The organism is Rhodococcus sp. 14-2470-1a, assembly GCF_002259425.1.
GTDB lineage: Bacteria > Actinomycetota > Actinomycetes > Mycobacteriales > Mycobacteriaceae > Rhodococcoides > Rhodococcoides fascians_E.
In genome coordinates this window covers 105,092-121,846 of the sequence record NZ_NPFZ01000033.1, presented here as the reverse complement: position 1 = coordinate 121,846, position 16,755 = coordinate 105,092, and the positions used below count along the sequence as shown (strand labels likewise).

Genomic DNA, 16,755 nt, shown 5'->3' with positions numbered 1-16,755 from the left:
ATAGATCTCAATTGTCCCGGGCGGCAACAAAATTGGCGGAATCGGTCGTTGACCTGGTGATACGTGCGGAAATCGAGCCGAGTGCACGGTTCGCGGTTTGAAGACTGGTTGTTGCTCTGGCTAACGTTGTGTAAATGACAGTCGAGCATCCGCGGTGGGGACACGACCACATCCAACATCTCAGGCGCGGTGTGTTCGCCAAACTTATGCACCGTAAACCGAGACTGACCGAGGACGGGATCACCGTCGTCGACCAGCCGATGCTCAAGCGTGCGGTCTCCGCGGCGGCGCTCGGCAACACGATGGAATGGTTCGACTTCGGTGTCTACGGCTACCTCGCCGCCACGCTGGGCAAGGTGTTCTACCCGGACGCGTCGCCTGGGGTCCAGCTGATCAGCACGTTCGCGACCTTCGCCGCAGCGTTCGTGGTCCGTCCGCTCGGTGGCCTGTTCTTCGGGCCGTTGGGCGACAGGATCGGTCGCCAGAAGGTCCTCGCGGCGACCATGATCATGATGGCGATCGGCACACTCGCCGTCGGACTCATCCCGAGTTACGCGTCCATCGGCATCTGGGCTCCGATCCTGTTGCTCGTTGCTCGACTCGTTCAGGGTTTCTCGACGGGAGGCGAGTACGGGGGAGCGACGACGTTCATCGCCGAGTACTCGCCGGACAAGAGACGCGGATTCCTGGGCAGCTGGCTCGATTTCGGAACCTTCGTGGGATACGCGATGGGGTCGGGTCTGGTGACGATCCTCAACGCCGTCCTCGGCGACGCCACGATGGTCGAATGGGGTTGGCGCATACCGTTCTTCATCGCAGGTCCCATGGGAATCATCGGGCTGTACCTACGGCTGAAGCTGGAGGACACCCCGGCTTTTCGCAAGCAACTCGACGATCACGACAACAAGGTCAAGCAGCAGGAGAGTGGAGCGCGCGAAATCGGCAAGATCTTCACCAGGCACTGGCGTGCACTGCTGATCTGCATGGGAATCGTGTTGCTGTACAACGTCACCAACTACATGGTGACGAGCTACCTGCCGACCTACTTCACCGAGGTCGTCGGTCGCAGCCAACTCAGCGCCGACCTGCTCGTGCTGTCGGCGATGGTGATCGTGGTGTCGATCATCGTCGGCGTCGGTCGGCTGACGGACTGGATCGGCCGCAAACCGGTGTTCGTGTTCGGAGCGGTGGCCCAGATCGTCCTGGCCATACCGTGTTTCCTGCTCGTTCAGCAGACCGGGTGGTTCGGCCCGCTCGTGGGATGTCTCGTTCTCGGCGTCGTGCTTGCGTGCTTCGCCGCGCCGAGTGCGTCGACGCTTCCTGCGCTCTTCCCGACGCGCGTCCGCTATGCGGCACTGTCCATCGGCTTCAATCTGTCGGTGTCGCTCTTCGGTGGCACCACACCGCTGGTGACCTCCGCGTTGGTGACCGCGACGGGAAACACGATGATCCCGGCGTTCTATCTGATCCTGACCGGCGTGATCGGTCTGGTCGCGGTCGGGTTCCTGAAGGAGTCCGCCACTCAACCTCTGGAAGGATCCCCGCCCCAGGTCGATTCGCCGAACGAGGCCAAGGAGCTGTACTCCGAGGCTTCCGCGCTGCCGGCGCCCGCCGCCTGAGGCGAACTCCGGCCACGCGGTCCCTCTAGACCTTCTTGGCCCAGATCTCGAATCCGGCCGCACGTAGCCGGTTCACCAGTGCGTCACCGAGGCCGGTCGCCGGGGTGAGAACGCCCCCGCCGCCGGGCAGGTCGGCCCTGTCGTGGACGAGCGCGAGAGCGGATTCGCCCAGCATCACCGAGGTTGCCTTGTATCCGGGGTCGCCCGACGCCTTGACCCGCGACCGGTAGTGCGCACCGGTGGTCGTGGTGGTGTAGACATCGATCGTGAAGTGACCGTTCTCCTGCGCGGAGGGGCTCGGCCCGTCACCCGGCTTGGGCAGAATGCGGTCGAGGACGGGCTTGGGTAGGAAGGTCATACCGAGCACCATCGCGCCGAGCCCGGCGGATACCGCGCCGGCGATGACGGGCGACGCGACGGAGGAGCCGACCGACATGACCTCGCGGTATCGAAACGCGGTGCCGTAGGCCCAGTCCCGCAGTGCGTTGCTTCGTCGTACGACTCGTGTGTTGTACGACGCCATGACGAACGGCGCCTTCCACCCGCGTAGGCCCGGCGCGATGTCCTTGCCCTTGACCAGCACCACGTCGGACTGGCGGCCGAGGTCCGGTTCCGTCGATCGGTCGGGGCTCAGCGAGTACGGCCGTGCTGCGAGGCGCCGGAGTGAGCCGTCCTTCTTGACTTCCTCGATCTGTGTTCGCAGCGAATCCACGGTGCCGCCGCTGACTCCACCGCGCATCGACGTGACGACCAGCGTGGTGTCGGTCAGGTCGCCTGCGTCATCCGCTGCGACGGCAGCGTGGAGCACGTGCACGCCGAGATCCGAAGGGACCGAATCGAACCCACAGGAGTGGACGATGCGTGCACCGGTGCGCCGCGCGATCTCGTGATTGGCATCGATGCTCTTGCGTGCGAACAACACCTCGCCGGTGAGGTCCACGTAGTCGGTCCCGGCCTCGGCGCACACCGTCGTCAGCGGTAGGCCGTACTTGGCGTACGGGCCGACCGTGGTGATCACGACACGGGTGCTCTCGGCGAGTGAGCGCAGCGCGTCGGTGTCGGTCGAGTCGGCTTCGACGAGCGGCCATTCGGTGGCGACACCCGGCAGTGACCGCCGTGTCGCTTCCAGCTTCTGCCGCGAACGTCCAGCGAGGGCAATTCTGGTGCCGCTCGGTGCGTGCTCGGCGAGGTACTTGGCGGTGAGGCGGCCGACGAATCCGGTGGCTCCGTAGACCACGATGTCGTAGGTGCGGTCGGTGGATGGTTGATCGGTCGACTCGGTCGAGGTCATGTACAGGACAGTAACGCGTATCACTGACCGAGTCGAAGAACCGTCCGTGAGCGGGTGCGTAGCACCACGAACCCTGCCCAGGACGCCACCACGGTGACCGCGACCGCAACTCGGACCGCGGCGAGTGCGCTGTCCGGATAGATCACTCCGGTGAGGTACTGGTCGATGAAACCGGTCGACACCAGCGCTGCGCCCCCGGAATTCACGCGCGCCCAGTTCTCCAGCGCGGTCAGCGGGCAGTCGATCCCGACGGCGACGGACGCCAGCCCCCAAGCCGCCGCGCAGGCGTGCAGCCATATCGTCCGCGGCCACTTCCAGGCGACGAATCCACCCACCACGACATAGGCGATGAAGGCAAGGTGGACCACCACGGTGACGTCGGCGATCGCCCGATACAACATGAGGGAATGGTATGCCTCAGAGCGGCCAGGTGTGGACGGGATCGCCCTCGCTCATCAGGGTCACGTAATCGGACAACATGCCCGCGAGTGCTGCCTCGCGCGTCTGTCCCGCCTTCTCGCGCGCGACGACGGCGTCGCGCTGCCAGACGGAGCCGGACCGTCGGCTCAGGCAGCGGGCTTCGACCACACCCAGATAGCGATCGCGTACGTCGGCCCCGACGCCGTATGCCGCGAGCCCGGCGTCGGCCATGGGGAGCAGCCGCCGCAGGATCAACTCCTGCGGGCTGACCCAGCCGACCTCGGGCCAGTACAGCCGAGAATCGAAGCCGCCACGCGCGGCCGAATGCAGGTTCTCGGCGGCGGCGTCGTACGACATCTGGCTCCACAGGGGGCGATCGGCGTCCGCGAGGGCGCGCACCGTGCCGTAGTAGAACGCAGCGTCGGCGAGGGTGTCGACTACGGACGGGCCGGCGGGCAGTACGCGGTTTTCGAGGCGAATGTGATGACCTCCACCGGATCGGTCGTAGATCGGCCGATTCCACCGGTACACGGTGCCGTTGTGCATGCGCAGCTCCGACAGCGACGGCGTGCCACCGTCGGCGAGAACGGCTGTGGGGTCCTCGTCGCTGCAGACGGGGAGGAGAGCCGGAAAGTACCGCGAGTTCTCCTCGAACAGGTCGAAGATCGAGGTGATCCACCGTTCTCCGAACCAGACCCGGGGGCGTACGCCCTGATTCTTGAGCTCTTGCGGCCTGGTGTCGGTCGCCTGCTCGAACAGCGGAATCCGCGTTTCGTGCCACAATGCGCGTCCAGCCAGGAACGGTGAGTTGGCGGCGAGCGCTACCTGGACACCGGCCAGTGCCTGAGCGGCATTCCAGTAGGCGGCGAAGTTCTCGGGTGCAACCTGAAGATGGAGTTGGACGGACGTGCAGGCGGCTTCCGGCAGGATGGTGTCCGTGATCGCTCTGAGTTCCTCCGGCTCGTCCGCGCCCGGCAAGCGGACTCCACCGATGTGCAATTCGATGTCCTCGCCGCGGGCGGCGAAGATCTGCTGGTTCAGCAGGTCGTAGCGGGGGTTCGCGGACAGCCATCGATGCTCGAAGTGCTTCTCTGCCAACGTCGGCAGCATCCCGATCATGACCAGGCGGCTTCCCGATTCACGGGCACGTCGGTCCGCCTCGTTCAGTGAGCGGCGAAGATCTGCCTCGAGATCCGCGATGCTGCTGCCGGACAACGGCCTGGGAGCCACGTTGATCTCGATGTTGAACTGCCCGAGCTCGGTCTGATAATCGGGATCGGCGATGGCGTCGAGCACCTGGGCATTGGCCATCGACGGCGCCATGTTCTCGTCGACGAGGTTGAGTTCGACTTCCATGCCGATCTGTGGCTCGCCGACGTCGAACGTCTCGTCCGCGAGCATGATCGCGAGTGCGTCGAGGCAGTCCTGCACCTTCTGTCGGAATCGATGCCGGTCCTGCCGGGTGAACTTGCGCTGCTCGACATCGTCACCCATCGAAGACCACCGTCCCGTCGTGTCGTACCCCGAGGATCTCGTATATCCGTGAGTACGGCCGGGCAAACGTCGGCGAACGGGACTACCAGGGCGACGGCTGGTAGTCCTTGAGGAACTTGCCGTAGAGGTCCACGCCGAGCTCGCCCTGCACGATCGGGTCGTAGACGCGAGCTGCGCCGTCGACGAGATCCAACGGTGCGTGGAAGCCTTCGTCGGCCAGACGCATCTTCGTCGGGTGGGGTCGTTCGTCGGTGATCCAGCCGGTGTCCACAGCACTCATCAGAATTCCGTGTTCGAGCATCTCCTTGGCGCTGGTGCGCGTCAGCATGTTCAGCGCAGCCTTCGCCATGTTGGTGTGCGGATGGCCGGGGCCCTTGTAGGCGCGGCTGAACTGGCCTTCCATCGCGGAGACGTTGACGATGTACTTGCGCCGGGCGGTCGATGCTTGCATCGACGCACGCAACCTCGACACCAGAATGAACGGCGCCACCGAATTGCACAGCTGCACTTCGAGCAACTCGACAGGGTCGACCTGTTCGACCGTGTGAATCCAGCTGTTGGTTCCCGCCAGATCCGGCACCAGGCCACCGGCATCGATCGCGATACCCTTCTCGATGCGCTCGGCGGTGGCCGAACCTGCAATCAGCGCAAGGGAACTGACCGCCTCGGCCGACAGTGCCTCGCCGGACACGGCGCCCTCGTCGCTGTGTGGCAATGATTTGGCGAGTGATGCCGGATGCGCTTCGCTGGTCTTACCGAACGAAATGGGGGCGACGTCGGAACCCGCGGGTAGGGCTTCGGATTCCGCGTCGATCAGTGCGCTGTAGGAACCGGGGGAGCGCTTCACCGTCTGCGCGGCGTTGTTGACGAGAATGTCCAACGGGCCCTCCGCGGCCACCGAATCCGCCAGTGCCACCACTTGGGCCGGATCGCGGAGATCGATGCCCACGACCCGAAGACGATGCAGCCAGTCTGCGCTGTCCTCCATCGCCGAGAATCGTCGAACCGCGTCGTTCGGGAAGCGGGTCGTGATGGTGGTGTGCGCGCCGTCGCGCAACAGTCGCAGAGCGATGTACATGCCGATTTTCGCGCGCCCGCCGGTGAGCAGTGCCCGTCGCCCCGTCAAATCGGTACGCGCATCACGCTTTCCGCGATTGAACGCCGCGCACTCCGGGCACAACTGATGATAGAACGCGTCGACGAGGGTGTAGCGCTGCTTGCAGATGTAGCACGGCCGCGCGCGAATCAGCGTGCCCGCGTACTCGCCCGACGCGCGTGCCGTCAGCGACAGTCCGGCCGTCTCGTCGTCGATACGATCCGGCGAACCGGTCGCAGTCGAAGCGACGACGGCTCGGTCGGCCTCCGACTTCGCGTTGCGCGCGGCGATACGCCGCGAGCGCTTCAAGTCCTTGAAAAGCTGACCCGAGGCTCTTTGCACGACAATGGAATCAGGATGATTTTTATCCAACGATCCGGCCTGCCTCAACACCCGTAGACACGCCTCGAGATCAGCGGGATCGATTCCCTCCGCGGTGGTCGACACGGCGTCGGACTCGGTGTCGGACGGGGTGTCGAACTCGGGGTCGTTCATCGATCTGTCCTTTCGCGCTGCGCCCACACCGTCGTCAACGCAGGCCCACAACGACATAGACCCCGATTCCGCTGGAATCGGGGTCTATGTCGTCTGTCTCAACTCAGAAATCTTGGATCGTTGCGATCCCTGGTGTCCGAGGGGGGACTTGAACCCCCACGTCCGTTAATAGGACACTAGCACCTCAAGCTAGCGCGTCTGCCATTCCGCCACTCGGACCAGATGTTGTTCAATTGTTCGCACACCCGCTCGCTGCGTGCTCGACAAAGATATAGCAAGGGTGCCCGATCGCCCAAATCCGCACGTCAGTTCGCCCGAGGCCCGAAGACTGGTGGTAGGAAAGTGGTGTGTCTTCTTCCGATAATTCACCTGTCAGTTCTGTCCGCACCACCGCGCTCGACGAGGTCGTGGACCTCGTCAGTTCGCTGATCAGATTCGACACGTCGAACACCGGCGAACTGGCGACGACCAAGGGCGAGAAGGAATGCGCCGAGTGGGTGGCGCAGAAGCTTCGGGAAGTGGGATACGAGACCGAATACGTCGAATCCGGTGCACCCGGTCGAGGTAACGTCTTCGCGACACTTCCGGGCGCGGACCCGAACCGAGGGACGTTGCTGATTCACGGTCACCTCGACGTCGTCCCGGCGGAGCCGGCGGACTGGAGCGTCCACCCGTTCTCCGGCGCGGTCGAGGACGGGTACGTCTGGGGCCGCGGCGCCGTCGACATGAAGGACATGGTCGGTATGGCACTCGCGTTGGCGCGCCAGTTCAAATCCAACGGAACGGTGCCGCCGCGCAACATCATGTTCGCGTTTCTCGCCGACGAGGAGAACGGCGGTCGGTGGGGTTCGCAGTGGCTCGTCGAGCATCGTCCCGACCTGTTCGAAGGCGTCACCGAAGCTGTCGGTGAAGTAGGCGGGTTCTCGCTGACCGTCGCCCGGCCGGACGGTACCGAGAAGCGTCTCTACATGGTCGAGACGGCGGAGAAAGGCCTCGGGTGGATGAAGTTGACCGCGAAGGCGAGGGCAGGCCACGGATCCTTCCTGCACGACGAGAACGCCGTCACCAATCTCGCGGAAGCTGTGGCGAAGTTGGGCAACCACACGTTCCCTCTCGTGATCTCCGACTCGGTCGCAGAATTCCTGTCCGCGGTCGCGGAGGAGACGGGCCTCGACTTCGACCCGACGTCGCCCGACCTCGACGGCACCCTGCAGAAGCTCGGAAGCATCGCCAGGATCGTCGGTGCCACGCTTCGGGACACCGCCAACCCGACGATGCTGAAGGCCGGGTACAAGGCCAACGTGATTCCGCAGACCGCGGAAGCCATGGTCGACTGCCGTGTGGTTCCCGGTAGGCAAGCCGAGTTCGAGCGCGAGGTCGACGAGTTGATCGGCCCGAACGTCGAGCGGGAATGGGTGACCAAGCTCGACTCCTACGAGACGACGTTCGACGGGCACCTCGTCGACGCGATGAACGATGCAGTCCTCGCGCACGACGAGAACGGTCGAACCGTTCCCTACATGCTGTCCGGCGGCACCGACGCGAAGGCCTTCGCGAAGCTGGGCATCAGGTGCTTCGGTTTCGCGCCACTGAAGCTGCCGCCCGAGCTGGATTTCGCGGCACTCTTCCACGGCGTCGACGAGCGGGTACCGGTCAGTTCGCTCGAGTTCGGTACACAGGTATTGGAACACTTCTTGCTCCACAGCTGACAAGCAATATTCGAGAGGGCTGATCACGTGACGTACGACCCCTATGCATCACTCCCGTCGCTTCCCACCTTCGAGCTGACGTCCGAGGACGTCACCGACGGTGGAACTCTGGCGACGCAACAGGTCAGCGGCATCATGGGTGCAGGTGGCCACGACAACTCACCGCAACTGTCCTGGTCGGGCTTCCCCGACGGGACCAAGAGCTTCGTCGTCACCGTGTACGACCCGGACGCGCCTACCGCCTCGGGCTTCTGGCATTGGGCAGTGGCCAACATCCCGGCATCGACGACGTCGCTCGTCTCCGGCGCAGGAGACGACGGTGGCACCGGAATCCCGAGCACCGCGGTGACGCTGAAGAACGACGCGGGGCTGTTCCGCTACATCGGCGCCGCACCCCCGGCCGGTCACGGGCCGCATCGCTACATCTTCGCGGTGCACGCCGTCGACGTGGAAAGACTGGAGGTCGACGAGACCGCGACGCCGGCGTACCTCGGGTTCAACCTGTTCTCGCACGCGATCGGCAGGGCGCTGCTGACCGCTACCTACGAAGCCTGATTCAGCGACTGCGCCCGCTCCGCCCGCTGTCGAGCGGGCGGAGCGGGCGCAGTTCGGCAGTGCAGCTGCCCGGCGGTGGAGTGGTTCGACTCAACTGTGCGCGGAGCCCACGGCGTCGGAGAGTGTGCTGAATCCTTCCGCGCGGAGCCGCTTCGCGATTCCTCGGTTGATCGACCGCATCCAGAACGGGCCGCCGTAGATGAAGCCGGTGTAGCCCTGAACCAACGACGCTCCGGCCGTGATGCGATCCCAGGCCTGATCGGGTGTCTCGATTCCTCCGACCGACACGAGTGTGATGGATCCTCCGACACGCGCGTACAGCCTCCGGAGGACATCCAAGGACCGGTCGGCCAACGGCGCGCCGGACAGCCCTCCTGCGCCGATGGTGTCCACCGCGTCGACGGGCGTCCGCAGACCGGACCGGCCGATCGTCGTGTTGGTGGCGACGATTCCGTCGAGACCGAGTTCGACGGCAAGGTCGGCGACCGCGTCGATGTCCTCGTCGAGCAGGTCCGGAGCGATCTTGACCAACACCGGCACCGATACGACGGATTGGACCGCCGACAGGATCGGGCGCAACGATTCCACCGCTTGAAGGTCGCGAAGACCAGGGGTGTTGGGGGAACTGACGTTCACGACGACGAAATCCGCGAGCGGCCCGAGGAGAGTCGCGCTTGCGGTGTAGTCCGCGGCGGCCTCGGACGCCGGGGTCACCTTCGTCTTGCCGATGTTGGCCCCGATGGGAATTCCTCCTCGGCGGTGGCGCAGCGCGTTCGCCGCATGACCGGAGCCGTGATTGTTGAAACCCATGCGGTTGATCAGTGCGCGGTCGGCGGGCAGCCTGAACAGTCGTGGCTGCGGATTGCCCGGCTGTCCCTGCGCGGTCACCGTGCCGATCTCGGCGAAGCCGAATCCGAGCGGCCCCCACACGTCGACTCCGTCGGCGTTCTTGTCGAATCCCGCGGCGAGCCCGAGTGGAGTGGGGAAGTCGACGCCGAAGGCGGTGCTCCTCAGCGCCGGATCGTTCACGACGAGGACCTTCGCCATGAGCGCGCGGATCGGTGACCACGCCGTTGCTGCGCGCATCGCGAAGAACGCGAGATGGTGAATGCGTTCCGGGGAGACAAGGAACATCAAGCGGAGCAGAGCGCGGTACACGAGCCTTCTTTCGACCTAGATTCCCGGATCCGGGATGTGGTGGGCAGTCTTCTTACGTTTGAGCAGTACTTTCCGGCTGCCGTCGGTGTAGAGGCGCACGCGAGAGAGCTCCCAACCACCGAATTCGGCTTGGATCGCCAGTCTCATGGATGCGGTCACTCGCGTGACATCGGGCGGCAGTCGCAACGGAATGTACTCCCAGTCGTCGGACCCGGACTCCCACTCCGTAGGCATCCTGCTGCGTGTGCTGTTGTTCTTCAAACGCTGCGCCCTTCCCTGCCGTGTGCCGTCGACCTGCGGTGTGCCGTCGACCTGCGGTGAGCGTTGCGAGTGCTCAGCCCCGTTCGGCGGTGTCGATCCGTTGTAGACCGCCTCCGGTGGCCGACCCGACGTAGAGCGCACCCGAATCCGGGTCGACCGTGATCGAGTCCGGCTGCCTCACCGTGGAGAACCTGCCGGACTCGACGGGAATTCCTGTGTCGAGGGTGTAGCCGACCACCTCGTTGTCCGCGGGAGTGGTGACCCACACTGTGTCGGACTTGTCATCGTAGGTGACTGCCCACGGCTGCGCACCGACCGGAAAACGTTGGCGAAGAAGAAGGTCGTCGGACGAGTACACCAGCAGTTCGCCGCCTGCGGCGTCCGTGACGAGGATCCGGCCGTACTCGTCCGTGTCGAGGCGTGCGGCGCCTGTGCCCGCCCTGAGGGCCAGACCGAGGGATTCGTCGTCGACGTTCACCTGGGTCAGCGAAGTCTGGTGGCGGTCGAGGGCGGCCAGCCCGTGTTCGGTGGACGCAAGTGCGTCGACGGAGGTCAGCCCGCCGATGGACTGTGACCGATTCGCACCGAAGTCGACGATATGAATGCTGCCACTGTCGTCACCGGCGACGACAGTGCCGTCCGAGAGAGTGGCCGCGCTGAGGAGGTTTCCGCCGGTGTCCACGTTTCGAACCCCGGAGCTGCGGAGATCGACCTCGGCGAGGCTTCCGTTCATCGGAAGAAGCAGGGTGCCGTCGACGCCGGGAACGACGTCGGCTGCCGCACCGGAAAGCGGGACCGACCGCGGCGGTGCGGCCGCGTCGTCGGCGTCGAAGACCGTCAGGGCGGTGCGAGCATCGTCGAGCGCGACGATGCTGCGCGTCACCGGTTCGAATGTGGTGGAATGCAGTCCGGAGGGGGAGGGAACGACCGAGCCGCTCGGGGGAACCGATGTGTCGGGCGACGTTATGCCGGTGAGGGGTTCGAGGTCGACCGCATCCGGTTCGTCCGACGAGCCGGAGCCGGAGTCCGAGCATCCGGCCACCAGCAGACATGCGGATGCGGCCGCGGCAAGTAGATGCCACGGGGTGTGTCGAACGTTCATCGATCCGCAAATCCTTCTCTCGGGGCGCTGTCAGCACCGTCGGTGCACCCGTTCACCTTGCCTGATGATCGATGACCGGTGTTCGCCGGACCTCCGGTGACCGGGCATGCACACATCGGCGGTACCGTGATTCGGCACCCTGTTCCGTCGAAGGCCAGGACCGTCGAGAGCCAGGACCGTCGAAAATACGAGGAGTGGAGTTGGCGACCGAACACGACAGCGACGCGTCGAGTGTCGCGACGTTCCAGGTGGAGCAGGTCAGCACCGGAGCTCAGGCAAGCGGGTTCGGCAGCACCGAGGACAACAGGCCCTTCGCGTTTCGCGTGTACAAGAGAACGCTGTACCTGGAGATCTATCGCGCGGATCTTCCGTCGCCGGTTCCGGACCGCTCCGACGTGACGGCCGTTGCGGAGCAGTCGGTCACGGAAATCGACCTGACCGACGAGCGAAGCATCGTGGCAGCGGTCAGAGATGCGGTCGGCTCCGCCGATTCGCTCGACGCGGACGCCAAGGAATCCTCGGCCGTCCGATCCTTTCTCGGCCGTGTCGGCTCGGTGATGGCGTCCATCTAGAAACCGGCTGGCTGCGAACCTTTCGCTCGATCGCCGCGAACGGGCAGTACCAGCAGTCCGCCGGTACGTGGATGGTCGAACACCTCCACGCGGTGGCCGTACACGCGGGTCAGAAGCTCCTCGTTCAGAGTCGACCGCGGAGAACCGACCGCGACCAGAGCGCCGCGGTCGAGGATCGCGATTCTGTCGGAGTAGGCGGCCGCCAGGGCGAGGTCGTGCAGGACCACGACGACTGCGTCTCCGCGGCGAGCTCGATCACGTGCCACGGACATGACGGTTTCCTGATGGCCGATGTCCAGCGCGGCGGTCGGTTCGTCGAGCAGCAGCGTCGAGGTTCTCTGCGCCAGCACTCGTGCCAGTGAGACTCGGGCACGCTCGCCGCCGGACAGACCGGCGAACGGTCGATCCGCGAATTCCGTGACATCGCAGTGCTTCATGGCGAGGGCGACCGCCGCATCGTCGTTCTCCGCCTCGTCCGTGCCCGCCCACGGCGCCCTGCCCATGCGGACGACCTGATGCGCGGTGAAGGAGAACCCGACGGTGTGCTGCTGAGGGAGCACCGAACGGCGTCTCGCGGCGTCGAGGTCCGACCAGCGCGTGAGCGGTCGTCCGTGCAGTTCGACCGAGCCTGCGGCAGGTCGGAGTTCGCCGGTGAGTACGGCCAGCAGTGTGGATTTGCCTGCGCCGTTCGGCCCGACCAGTGACAGAACTTCGCCGGCGACGACGTCGATGTCGACGCCTCGGAGTACTTCCCGACCGGAACGGACGGCGGTGACTCCGGCGGTGCTCATGGTCACGGTTCCGGCCGTCACGTCGTCGGGAAGGTCCCGGTTCCGTCGAAACAGCGTCATGCCCATCCGCCTTGCTCGGCGCGAGTTCTACGCAGCATCCAGAAGAAGAACGGTGCGCCGATCAGTGACGTGAGCATGCCGAGGGGCATGTCCACGTTGTCGACGAGCGTTCGTGCGAGGAGATCCGACGCCAGGAGAACGACGGCACCGCACAGCGCGCTCGCCGGAACCAAGGTTCGGTGAGCCGGACCGAGAAGCATACGCATCAGGTGCGGGACGACGAGGCCGACGAACAGGATGATTCCGGTGAACGCGACGCCGGAGGCGACCAGTACGGCCACGATGACGATGGCGGTCTGTCGCAGCCGTTCCACGTTCACACCGAGGTGCCGGGCGACGTTCTCCCCGAGTGCGAGCAGGTCCAGTCGTCGTGACAGGGCGACGGACGCCCCGATTCCGACGACGGCGAGCGGCGCCACCACGCCGACGGCCTGCCAGGTGGCGCCCGAGAGTGATCCGAGTTGCCAGAAGACGATCTGATCGCGTGCTGCCGGTGAGGCGACGAAGGTGAAGAACGCGATGAGACCGCCGGCGAACGCATTGATGGCAACGCCGGTGAGGATCAGCGTGACGACTTCCGTCCGTCCACCGCCTCGGGCCAGTACGTAGACGAGCACCGTCGTGATCAGACCGCCGAGGAATGCGGCGGTGGCGACCGACCACACCCCGGCGAACGCTCCTCCGAGCACGAACACGGAGGACGCGCCGACAGCTGCGCCCGAGGACACGCCGATCACTCCTGGTTCGGCGAGCGGATTGGCGAACACTCCCTGCAACAGTGCACCGGCCGTGCCGAGACAGGCGCCGACGACGGCACCGAGAACGATGCGTGGAAAGCGAACCTGCCACAGGGTGACTTCCCCGCTGGGGTGGGCAGGCATGGGTCCGACGTCGAGGCCGATTCGATGCAGGACGCTGCCCATCACTTCGAGTGGCGTCGTCGGAACCTGGCCGACGCACGCCGAATACACGGCGAGTCCGACGGCGAGGATCGCCAGAACGGCGAAGACGACGGTGGTGCGGAGCCGAGCAGGTGTCGGCACGGCTGCAGTCGAAGTGTCCATCAAGCGGGCGCGTAGACGGCCTCGGCCAGCGCACTCAGAACCTTGCCGGTGTTGGGGCCGAAGCTGAGAACGACGCCGTCGGCCATGTCGACGACGCGCTGGGACTGCCCTGCCGGTGTCTGTGCGATGCCGGGTACCTGCTCGAGGCCGTCGATCCCACCGATCGAGTCGAGTCCGCCGGTCATCATGAGGATGACGTCCGGTGCGGCGGCGATGAGGGCTTCGCTGGTGATCGGGACGAACTGTTCGGTGAGACCCGATGCGGTGCCCGCGTCTTCCGCGCCCAGGCCGGCGATGAGCGCATCGGCTCCGGACCCGGGCCCGGCGAGCATCTTGATCGCCGGACCGCGCATGTAGAGGAACGCGATCTTCACCGGTTCGCCGTCGGTGGGTGCACTCGACGATGCCTCGGCGATCTCGGCCTCGGTGCGCTGCGCGAGAACTGATCCGCGCTCGGGCACCCCCAGAGCGTTCGCGACGGAGACGATCTGGTCCCCGACCGTGTTCATCGTTCGGGTCGGATCGAAGAAGACGACGGGGATCCCGGCGGCGCGGAGCTGATCCTGCACTCCGCGTGGGCCGACACTGGTGTCGGTGAGCACTACCGTCGGGGCGAGCGCGAGGATGGATTCGGCGCTGAGCGAATGGCCGTTCGGCGTGACGTCGGTGACATCGGCGACGGCCGGAAATTCTGCGGACGTGTCCCGACCGACGAGGTTGTCGCCGAGTCCGAGCGCGTAGACCGTGGTGGTGAGCGTTCCGTATTGATCGGCTGCGACGATGCGGCTGGCGTCGGTGATCGTGACGTCTGTTCCGTCGAAACCGCGGACCGTCACCGGCAGGGTCGGCTGCTGCCGGGAATCGACGGGTTCCGGATCGGGGTCGGCGATCACGGCGGTGCGCGGGCCGATGGAATCCGCCCCGGAGTGCGTCTGCTGGTCGGGGGCGGAGCACGCAACCGAGGCCAACACGGTAGCCGCCACGACAGCAACCACAGCCGAGCGACGCGAAGAGCGTTGCAGTGTCGACGAGAAGTTCACGCAGACAAGGTTAGCCTGAGTTGACTCAGCTGCTGACGTCGTCGAGTGCGGACGTGATGGCGCGGGGGAGTTCCAGGTCCTCGACGACCAGGATGCCGGTGAGCTGAGCGAGATCACGTGCACCGACGATCGCCGACGCCACCCCTGGCCGGTCGCGCGCCCAGGCGAGGGCCACGGTGAGCGGGGATGTCTTCAAGCCACTTGCAGCGGTGACTGCGGCTTCGACGACGTTGGCGGCGCTGTCGGTCAGGTACCCGGCGATCGACTCGGCATAGGCGTCGTCGGCGCCGCGTGAATCGGCAGGTGTGCCGTGGCTGTACTTTCCGGTCAGTACACCGCCGGCGAGCGGAATCGCTGCCAGCACTCCGACACCGTGGTGCTGCGCGGCGGGCAGGAGTTCGTCCTCGATCCCGCGTGCGAGCAGCGAGTACTCGGCCTGCGTCGCGACGATTCGTCCTGCGTCTGCCGCGCCCGCCGCCGTCGCCAACTGCCAACCGAGGTAGCCGCGTGCGCCGACGTACCGCACCTTGCCGCTCGTCACCGCATAGTCCAACGTCGAGGCGATCTCGTCGACGGGGGTGTGCTCGTCCCAGGCGCCGACCTGCCACAGGTCCAGGTACTCGGTGCCGAGTTCGCGCAGCGTGTTGTCGAGTTGGTCGAGCAACGATCGGCGAGAGCAGTCGACGCGGTAGCGCCCACCGGTGGTGATCACTCCCGCTGCGCTGCTCACGATCAGTTCGCGCCGCGGGACGACGTCGTCGAGTACCTCGGCGAGTACGCGTTGGGCGCGGCCTTCGCCGTAGGACGGAGACGAGTCGACGAGTGTTCCACCGGCCTCGGCGAATGCCGACAACTGCGCGGCGGCGTCGTCGCCGTCCGTTCCGCTACCCCAGCCGAGAGTTCCGAGACCGAGTCGGGACACGCGCAGGCCACTGGATCCGACAGATCTCTGCTTCATGGTGTTCTCGAGATTCCTCACGTTGTGTCCGGCGCCAGATGAGCACAGTAGTGCGCCCGCACCGTCGATGCGAGCTTGCCGCGGCTCGTCAGCGTGTGTCGGCCTGTGCGGCAGTGCGCTGCCGGGTACCGTCGTGGCCGTGAAATGTGTAGAGGGCCCAGGTTTCGACGTGCTCGGGGAATCGGGTCGTGCGGGGGTGCGCCAGTGATCGGCGAGTCGATGACCTGGTTGCAGGCGATCATTCTCGGAGCTGTCCAGGGGCTGACCGAGTTCCTCCCGATCTCGTCGTCGGGGCACCTGAGGATCGTGTCGGAGGTGTTCTTCGGCGACGATGCAGGCGCGTCGTTCACCGCCGTGAGCCAGCTCGGCACGGAAGCTGCGGTGCTCCTCTTCTTCTGGCGCGACATCGTCCGCATCGTGAAAGCCTGGTTCGCCGGGTTGCTGGACAAGGCGAAGCGAGATCTCGATTACCGGCTCGGCTGGTACGTGATCATCGCGACCGTTCCCATCGGTGTCCTCGGCATTCTGTTCAAGGACCAGATTCGGACCGGCGCTCGAAACCTGTGGCTCATCGCCACCATGCTCATCGTGTTCGCGATCGTCATCGCGGTGGCCGAGTACGTCGGCACCAAGCGTCGCCCCATCGAGAAGATCACCACGCGTGACGGTCTCGTCATGGGTGCCGCTCAGTGCCTCGCGCTCATCCCGGGCGTGTCGCGTTCCGGAGCAACGACCAGCGCCGGGTTGTTCCTCGGTCTTGAGCGCGAGGCCGCCGTGCGATTCTCGTTCCTGCTGGCGATCCCCGCCGTCACCGCATCCGGCCTGTTCTCGCTGCCCGACGCGTTCGAGCCGGCCGGGGAAGGACTGAACGCGTCGGGTGCGCAGTTGGTGGTGGCGACGATCATCGCGTTCGCGCTGGGGTACGCATCGATCGCGTGGTTGCTGAAGTTCGTGGCGAACCATTCGCTGTACTGGTTCGTCGGTTACCGCATCGTGCTCGGCGTCGGTGTCATGGCGTTGTTGTCGGCGGGCGTCGTCTCCGCGACCTGACGGCTCGCCGACGGATACTA

General features: G+C 65.6%; 16 protein-coding genes and 1 tRNA gene. 5 read left to right on the top strand and 12 right to left on the bottom strand.

What is annotated here, in order from left to right; genetic code table 11:
- The first annotated feature begins 134 nt into the window (after positions 1-134).
- Positions 135-1,619, top strand: a complete 1,485-nt coding sequence (proP, locus tag CH292_RS22705; RefSeq protein ID WP_019666309.1) for a glycine betaine/L-proline transporter ProP — start codon at positions 135-137, stop codon at positions 1,617-1,619.
- A gap of 25 nt (positions 1,620-1,644) precedes the next feature.
- Here the strand turns inward: proP and CH292_RS22700 are convergent, their stop codons facing one another.
- The 5 genes from CH292_RS22700 to CH292_RS22680 form a co-directional block, all read right to left on the bottom strand.
- Entirely contained in the window at positions 1,645-2,910 is a 1,266-nt protein-coding gene (locus CH292_RS22700; protein WP_094655807.1) for a trans-acting enoyl reductase family protein, read from the bottom strand.
- A gap of 20 nt (positions 2,911-2,930) precedes the next feature.
- Positions 2,931-3,311, bottom strand: a complete 381-nt coding sequence (locus CH292_RS22695; RefSeq protein ID WP_037181305.1) for a DUF2784 domain-containing protein — start codon at positions 3,309-3,311, stop codon at positions 2,931-2,933.
- 16 nt (positions 3,312-3,327) lie between these two features.
- Positions 3,328-4,824: a glutamate-cysteine ligase family protein gene (locus CH292_RS22690; RefSeq protein WP_094655806.1), complete on the bottom strand. Its 1,497-nt coding sequence runs from the start codon at positions 4,822-4,824 to the stop codon at positions 3,328-3,330.
- Positions 4,825-4,906: 82 nt separating this feature from the next.
- Positions 4,907-6,415 (bottom strand): SDR family NAD(P)-dependent oxidoreductase, encoded by a 1,509-nt coding sequence (locus CH292_RS22685; RefSeq protein WP_256978461.1) that lies wholly within the window; start codon positions 6,413-6,415, stop codon positions 4,907-4,909.
- A gap of 130 nt (positions 6,416-6,545) precedes the next feature.
- A tRNA-Leu gene (locus tag CH292_RS22680) sits at positions 6,546-6,634 on the bottom strand.
- Positions 6,635-6,762: 128 nt separating this feature from the next.
- Here CH292_RS22680 and CH292_RS22675 point away from each other — a divergent pair.
- Entirely contained in the window at positions 6,763-8,124 is a 1,362-nt protein-coding gene (locus CH292_RS22675; RefSeq protein WP_094655804.1) for a M20/M25/M40 family metallo-hydrolase, read from the top strand.
- A gap of 27 nt (positions 8,125-8,151) precedes the next feature.
- Positions 8,152-8,679, top strand: coding sequence for a YbhB/YbcL family Raf kinase inhibitor-like protein (locus tag CH292_RS22670; RefSeq protein ID WP_019666303.1), 528 nt, complete (start codon positions 8,152-8,154; stop codon positions 8,677-8,679).
- Between the two features lie 90 nt (positions 8,680-8,769).
- On the opposite strand, the gene CH292_RS22665 is transcribed toward CH292_RS22670, so the two are convergent.
- The 3 genes from CH292_RS22665 to CH292_RS22655 form a co-directional block, all read right to left on the bottom strand.
- A complete protein-coding gene (locus CH292_RS22665) occupies positions 8,770-9,837 on the bottom strand; it encodes a quinone-dependent dihydroorotate dehydrogenase (protein ID WP_094628173.1) in 1,068 nt (355 codons plus the stop codon).
- Between the two features lie 15 nt (positions 9,838-9,852).
- Positions 9,853-10,071: a DUF5703 family protein gene (locus CH292_RS22660; RefSeq protein WP_051104945.1), complete on the bottom strand. Its 219-nt coding sequence runs from the start codon at positions 10,069-10,071 to the stop codon at positions 9,853-9,855.
- 100 nt (positions 10,072-10,171) lie between these two features.
- Positions 10,172-11,200 carry a YncE family protein gene (locus CH292_RS22655; RefSeq protein WP_094628174.1) on the bottom strand — a complete coding sequence of 343 codons (1,029 nt, stop codon included), beginning with the start codon at positions 11,198-11,200 and terminating at the stop codon, positions 10,172-10,174.
- 194 nt (positions 11,201-11,394) lie between these two features.
- Here CH292_RS22655 and CH292_RS22650 point away from each other — a divergent pair, with 194 nt between their 5' ends.
- Positions 11,395-11,772: a hypothetical protein gene (locus CH292_RS22650; protein ID WP_051104943.1), complete on the top strand. Its 378-nt coding sequence runs from the start codon at positions 11,395-11,397 to the stop codon at positions 11,770-11,772.
- On the opposite strand, the gene CH292_RS22645 is transcribed toward CH292_RS22650, so the two are convergent.
- The 4 genes from CH292_RS22645 to CH292_RS22630 all read right to left on the bottom strand — a co-directional run bounded on the left by CH292_RS22645 (position 11,769) and on the right by CH292_RS22630 (position 15,685).
- Positions 11,769-12,629 carry a heme ABC transporter ATP-binding protein gene (locus tag CH292_RS22645; protein ID WP_037181298.1) on the bottom strand — a complete coding sequence of 287 codons (861 nt, stop codon included), beginning with the start codon at positions 12,627-12,629 and terminating at the stop codon, positions 11,769-11,771. The genes CH292_RS22650 and CH292_RS22645 overlap by 4 nt on opposite strands.
- On the bottom strand, positions 12,620-13,687 hold the full coding sequence (locus CH292_RS22640) for an iron ABC transporter permease (RefSeq protein ID WP_094655803.1): 1,068 nt from the start codon (positions 13,685-13,687) through the stop codon (positions 12,620-12,622). Before CH292_RS22640 ends, CH292_RS22645 begins: the two co-directional genes overlap by 10 nt.
- Positions 13,687-14,655, bottom strand: a complete 969-nt coding sequence (locus CH292_RS22635) for a hemin ABC transporter substrate-binding protein (RefSeq protein WP_230595727.1) — start codon at positions 14,653-14,655, stop codon at positions 13,687-13,689. The genes CH292_RS22640 and CH292_RS22635 overlap by 1 nt, the downstream gene beginning before the upstream one ends.
- 97 nt (positions 14,656-14,752) lie before the next feature.
- Positions 14,753-15,685, bottom strand: a complete 933-nt coding sequence (locus CH292_RS22630) for an aldo/keto reductase (protein WP_019666295.1) — start codon at positions 15,683-15,685, stop codon at positions 14,753-14,755.
- Positions 15,686-15,892: 207 nt separating this feature from the next.
- Here CH292_RS22630 and CH292_RS22625 point away from each other — a divergent pair, with 207 nt between their 5' ends.
- Positions 15,893-16,735 (top strand): undecaprenyl-diphosphate phosphatase, encoded by an 843-nt coding sequence (locus CH292_RS22625; RefSeq protein ID WP_170947582.1) that lies wholly within the window; start codon positions 15,893-15,895, stop codon positions 16,733-16,735.
- The last annotated feature ends 20 nt before the right edge of the window (positions 16,736-16,755 follow it).

Excerpts from the sequence above, each read along its gene's own strand:
- proP (WP_019666309.1), top strand. The coding sequence starts at position 135 with ATGACAGTCGAGCATCCGCGGTGGGGACACGACCACATCCAACATCTC.
- CH292_RS22700 (WP_094655807.1), bottom strand. The coding sequence starts at position 2,910 with ATGACCTCGACCGAGTCGACCGATCAACCATCCACCGACCGCACCTAC.
- CH292_RS22695 (WP_037181305.1), bottom strand. The coding sequence starts at position 3,311 with ATGTTGTATCGGGCGATCGCCGACGTCACCGTGGTGGTCCACCTTGCC.
- CH292_RS22690 (WP_094655806.1), bottom strand. The coding sequence starts at position 4,824 with ATGGGTGACGATGTCGAGCAGCGCAAGTTCACCCGGCAGGACCGGCAT.
- CH292_RS22685 (WP_256978461.1), bottom strand. The coding sequence starts at position 6,415 with ATGAACGACCCCGAGTTCGACACCCCGTCCGACACCGAGTCCGACGCC.
- CH292_RS22660 (WP_051104945.1), bottom strand. The coding sequence starts at position 10,071 with ATGCCTACGGAGTGGGAGTCCGGGTCCGACGACTGGGAGTACATTCCG.
- CH292_RS22655 (WP_094628174.1), bottom strand. The coding sequence starts at position 11,200 with ATGAACGTTCGACACACCCCGTGGCATCTACTTGCCGCGGCCGCATCC.
- CH292_RS22645 (WP_037181298.1), bottom strand. The coding sequence starts at position 12,629 with ATGGGCATGACGCTGTTTCGACGGAACCGGGACCTTCCCGACGACGTG.
- CH292_RS22640 (WP_094655803.1), bottom strand. The coding sequence starts at position 13,687 with ATGGACACTTCGACTGCAGCCGTGCCGACACCTGCTCGGCTCCGCACC.
- CH292_RS22630 (WP_019666295.1), bottom strand. The coding sequence starts at position 15,685 with ATGAAGCAGAGATCTGTCGGATCCAGTGGCCTGCGCGTGTCCCGACTC.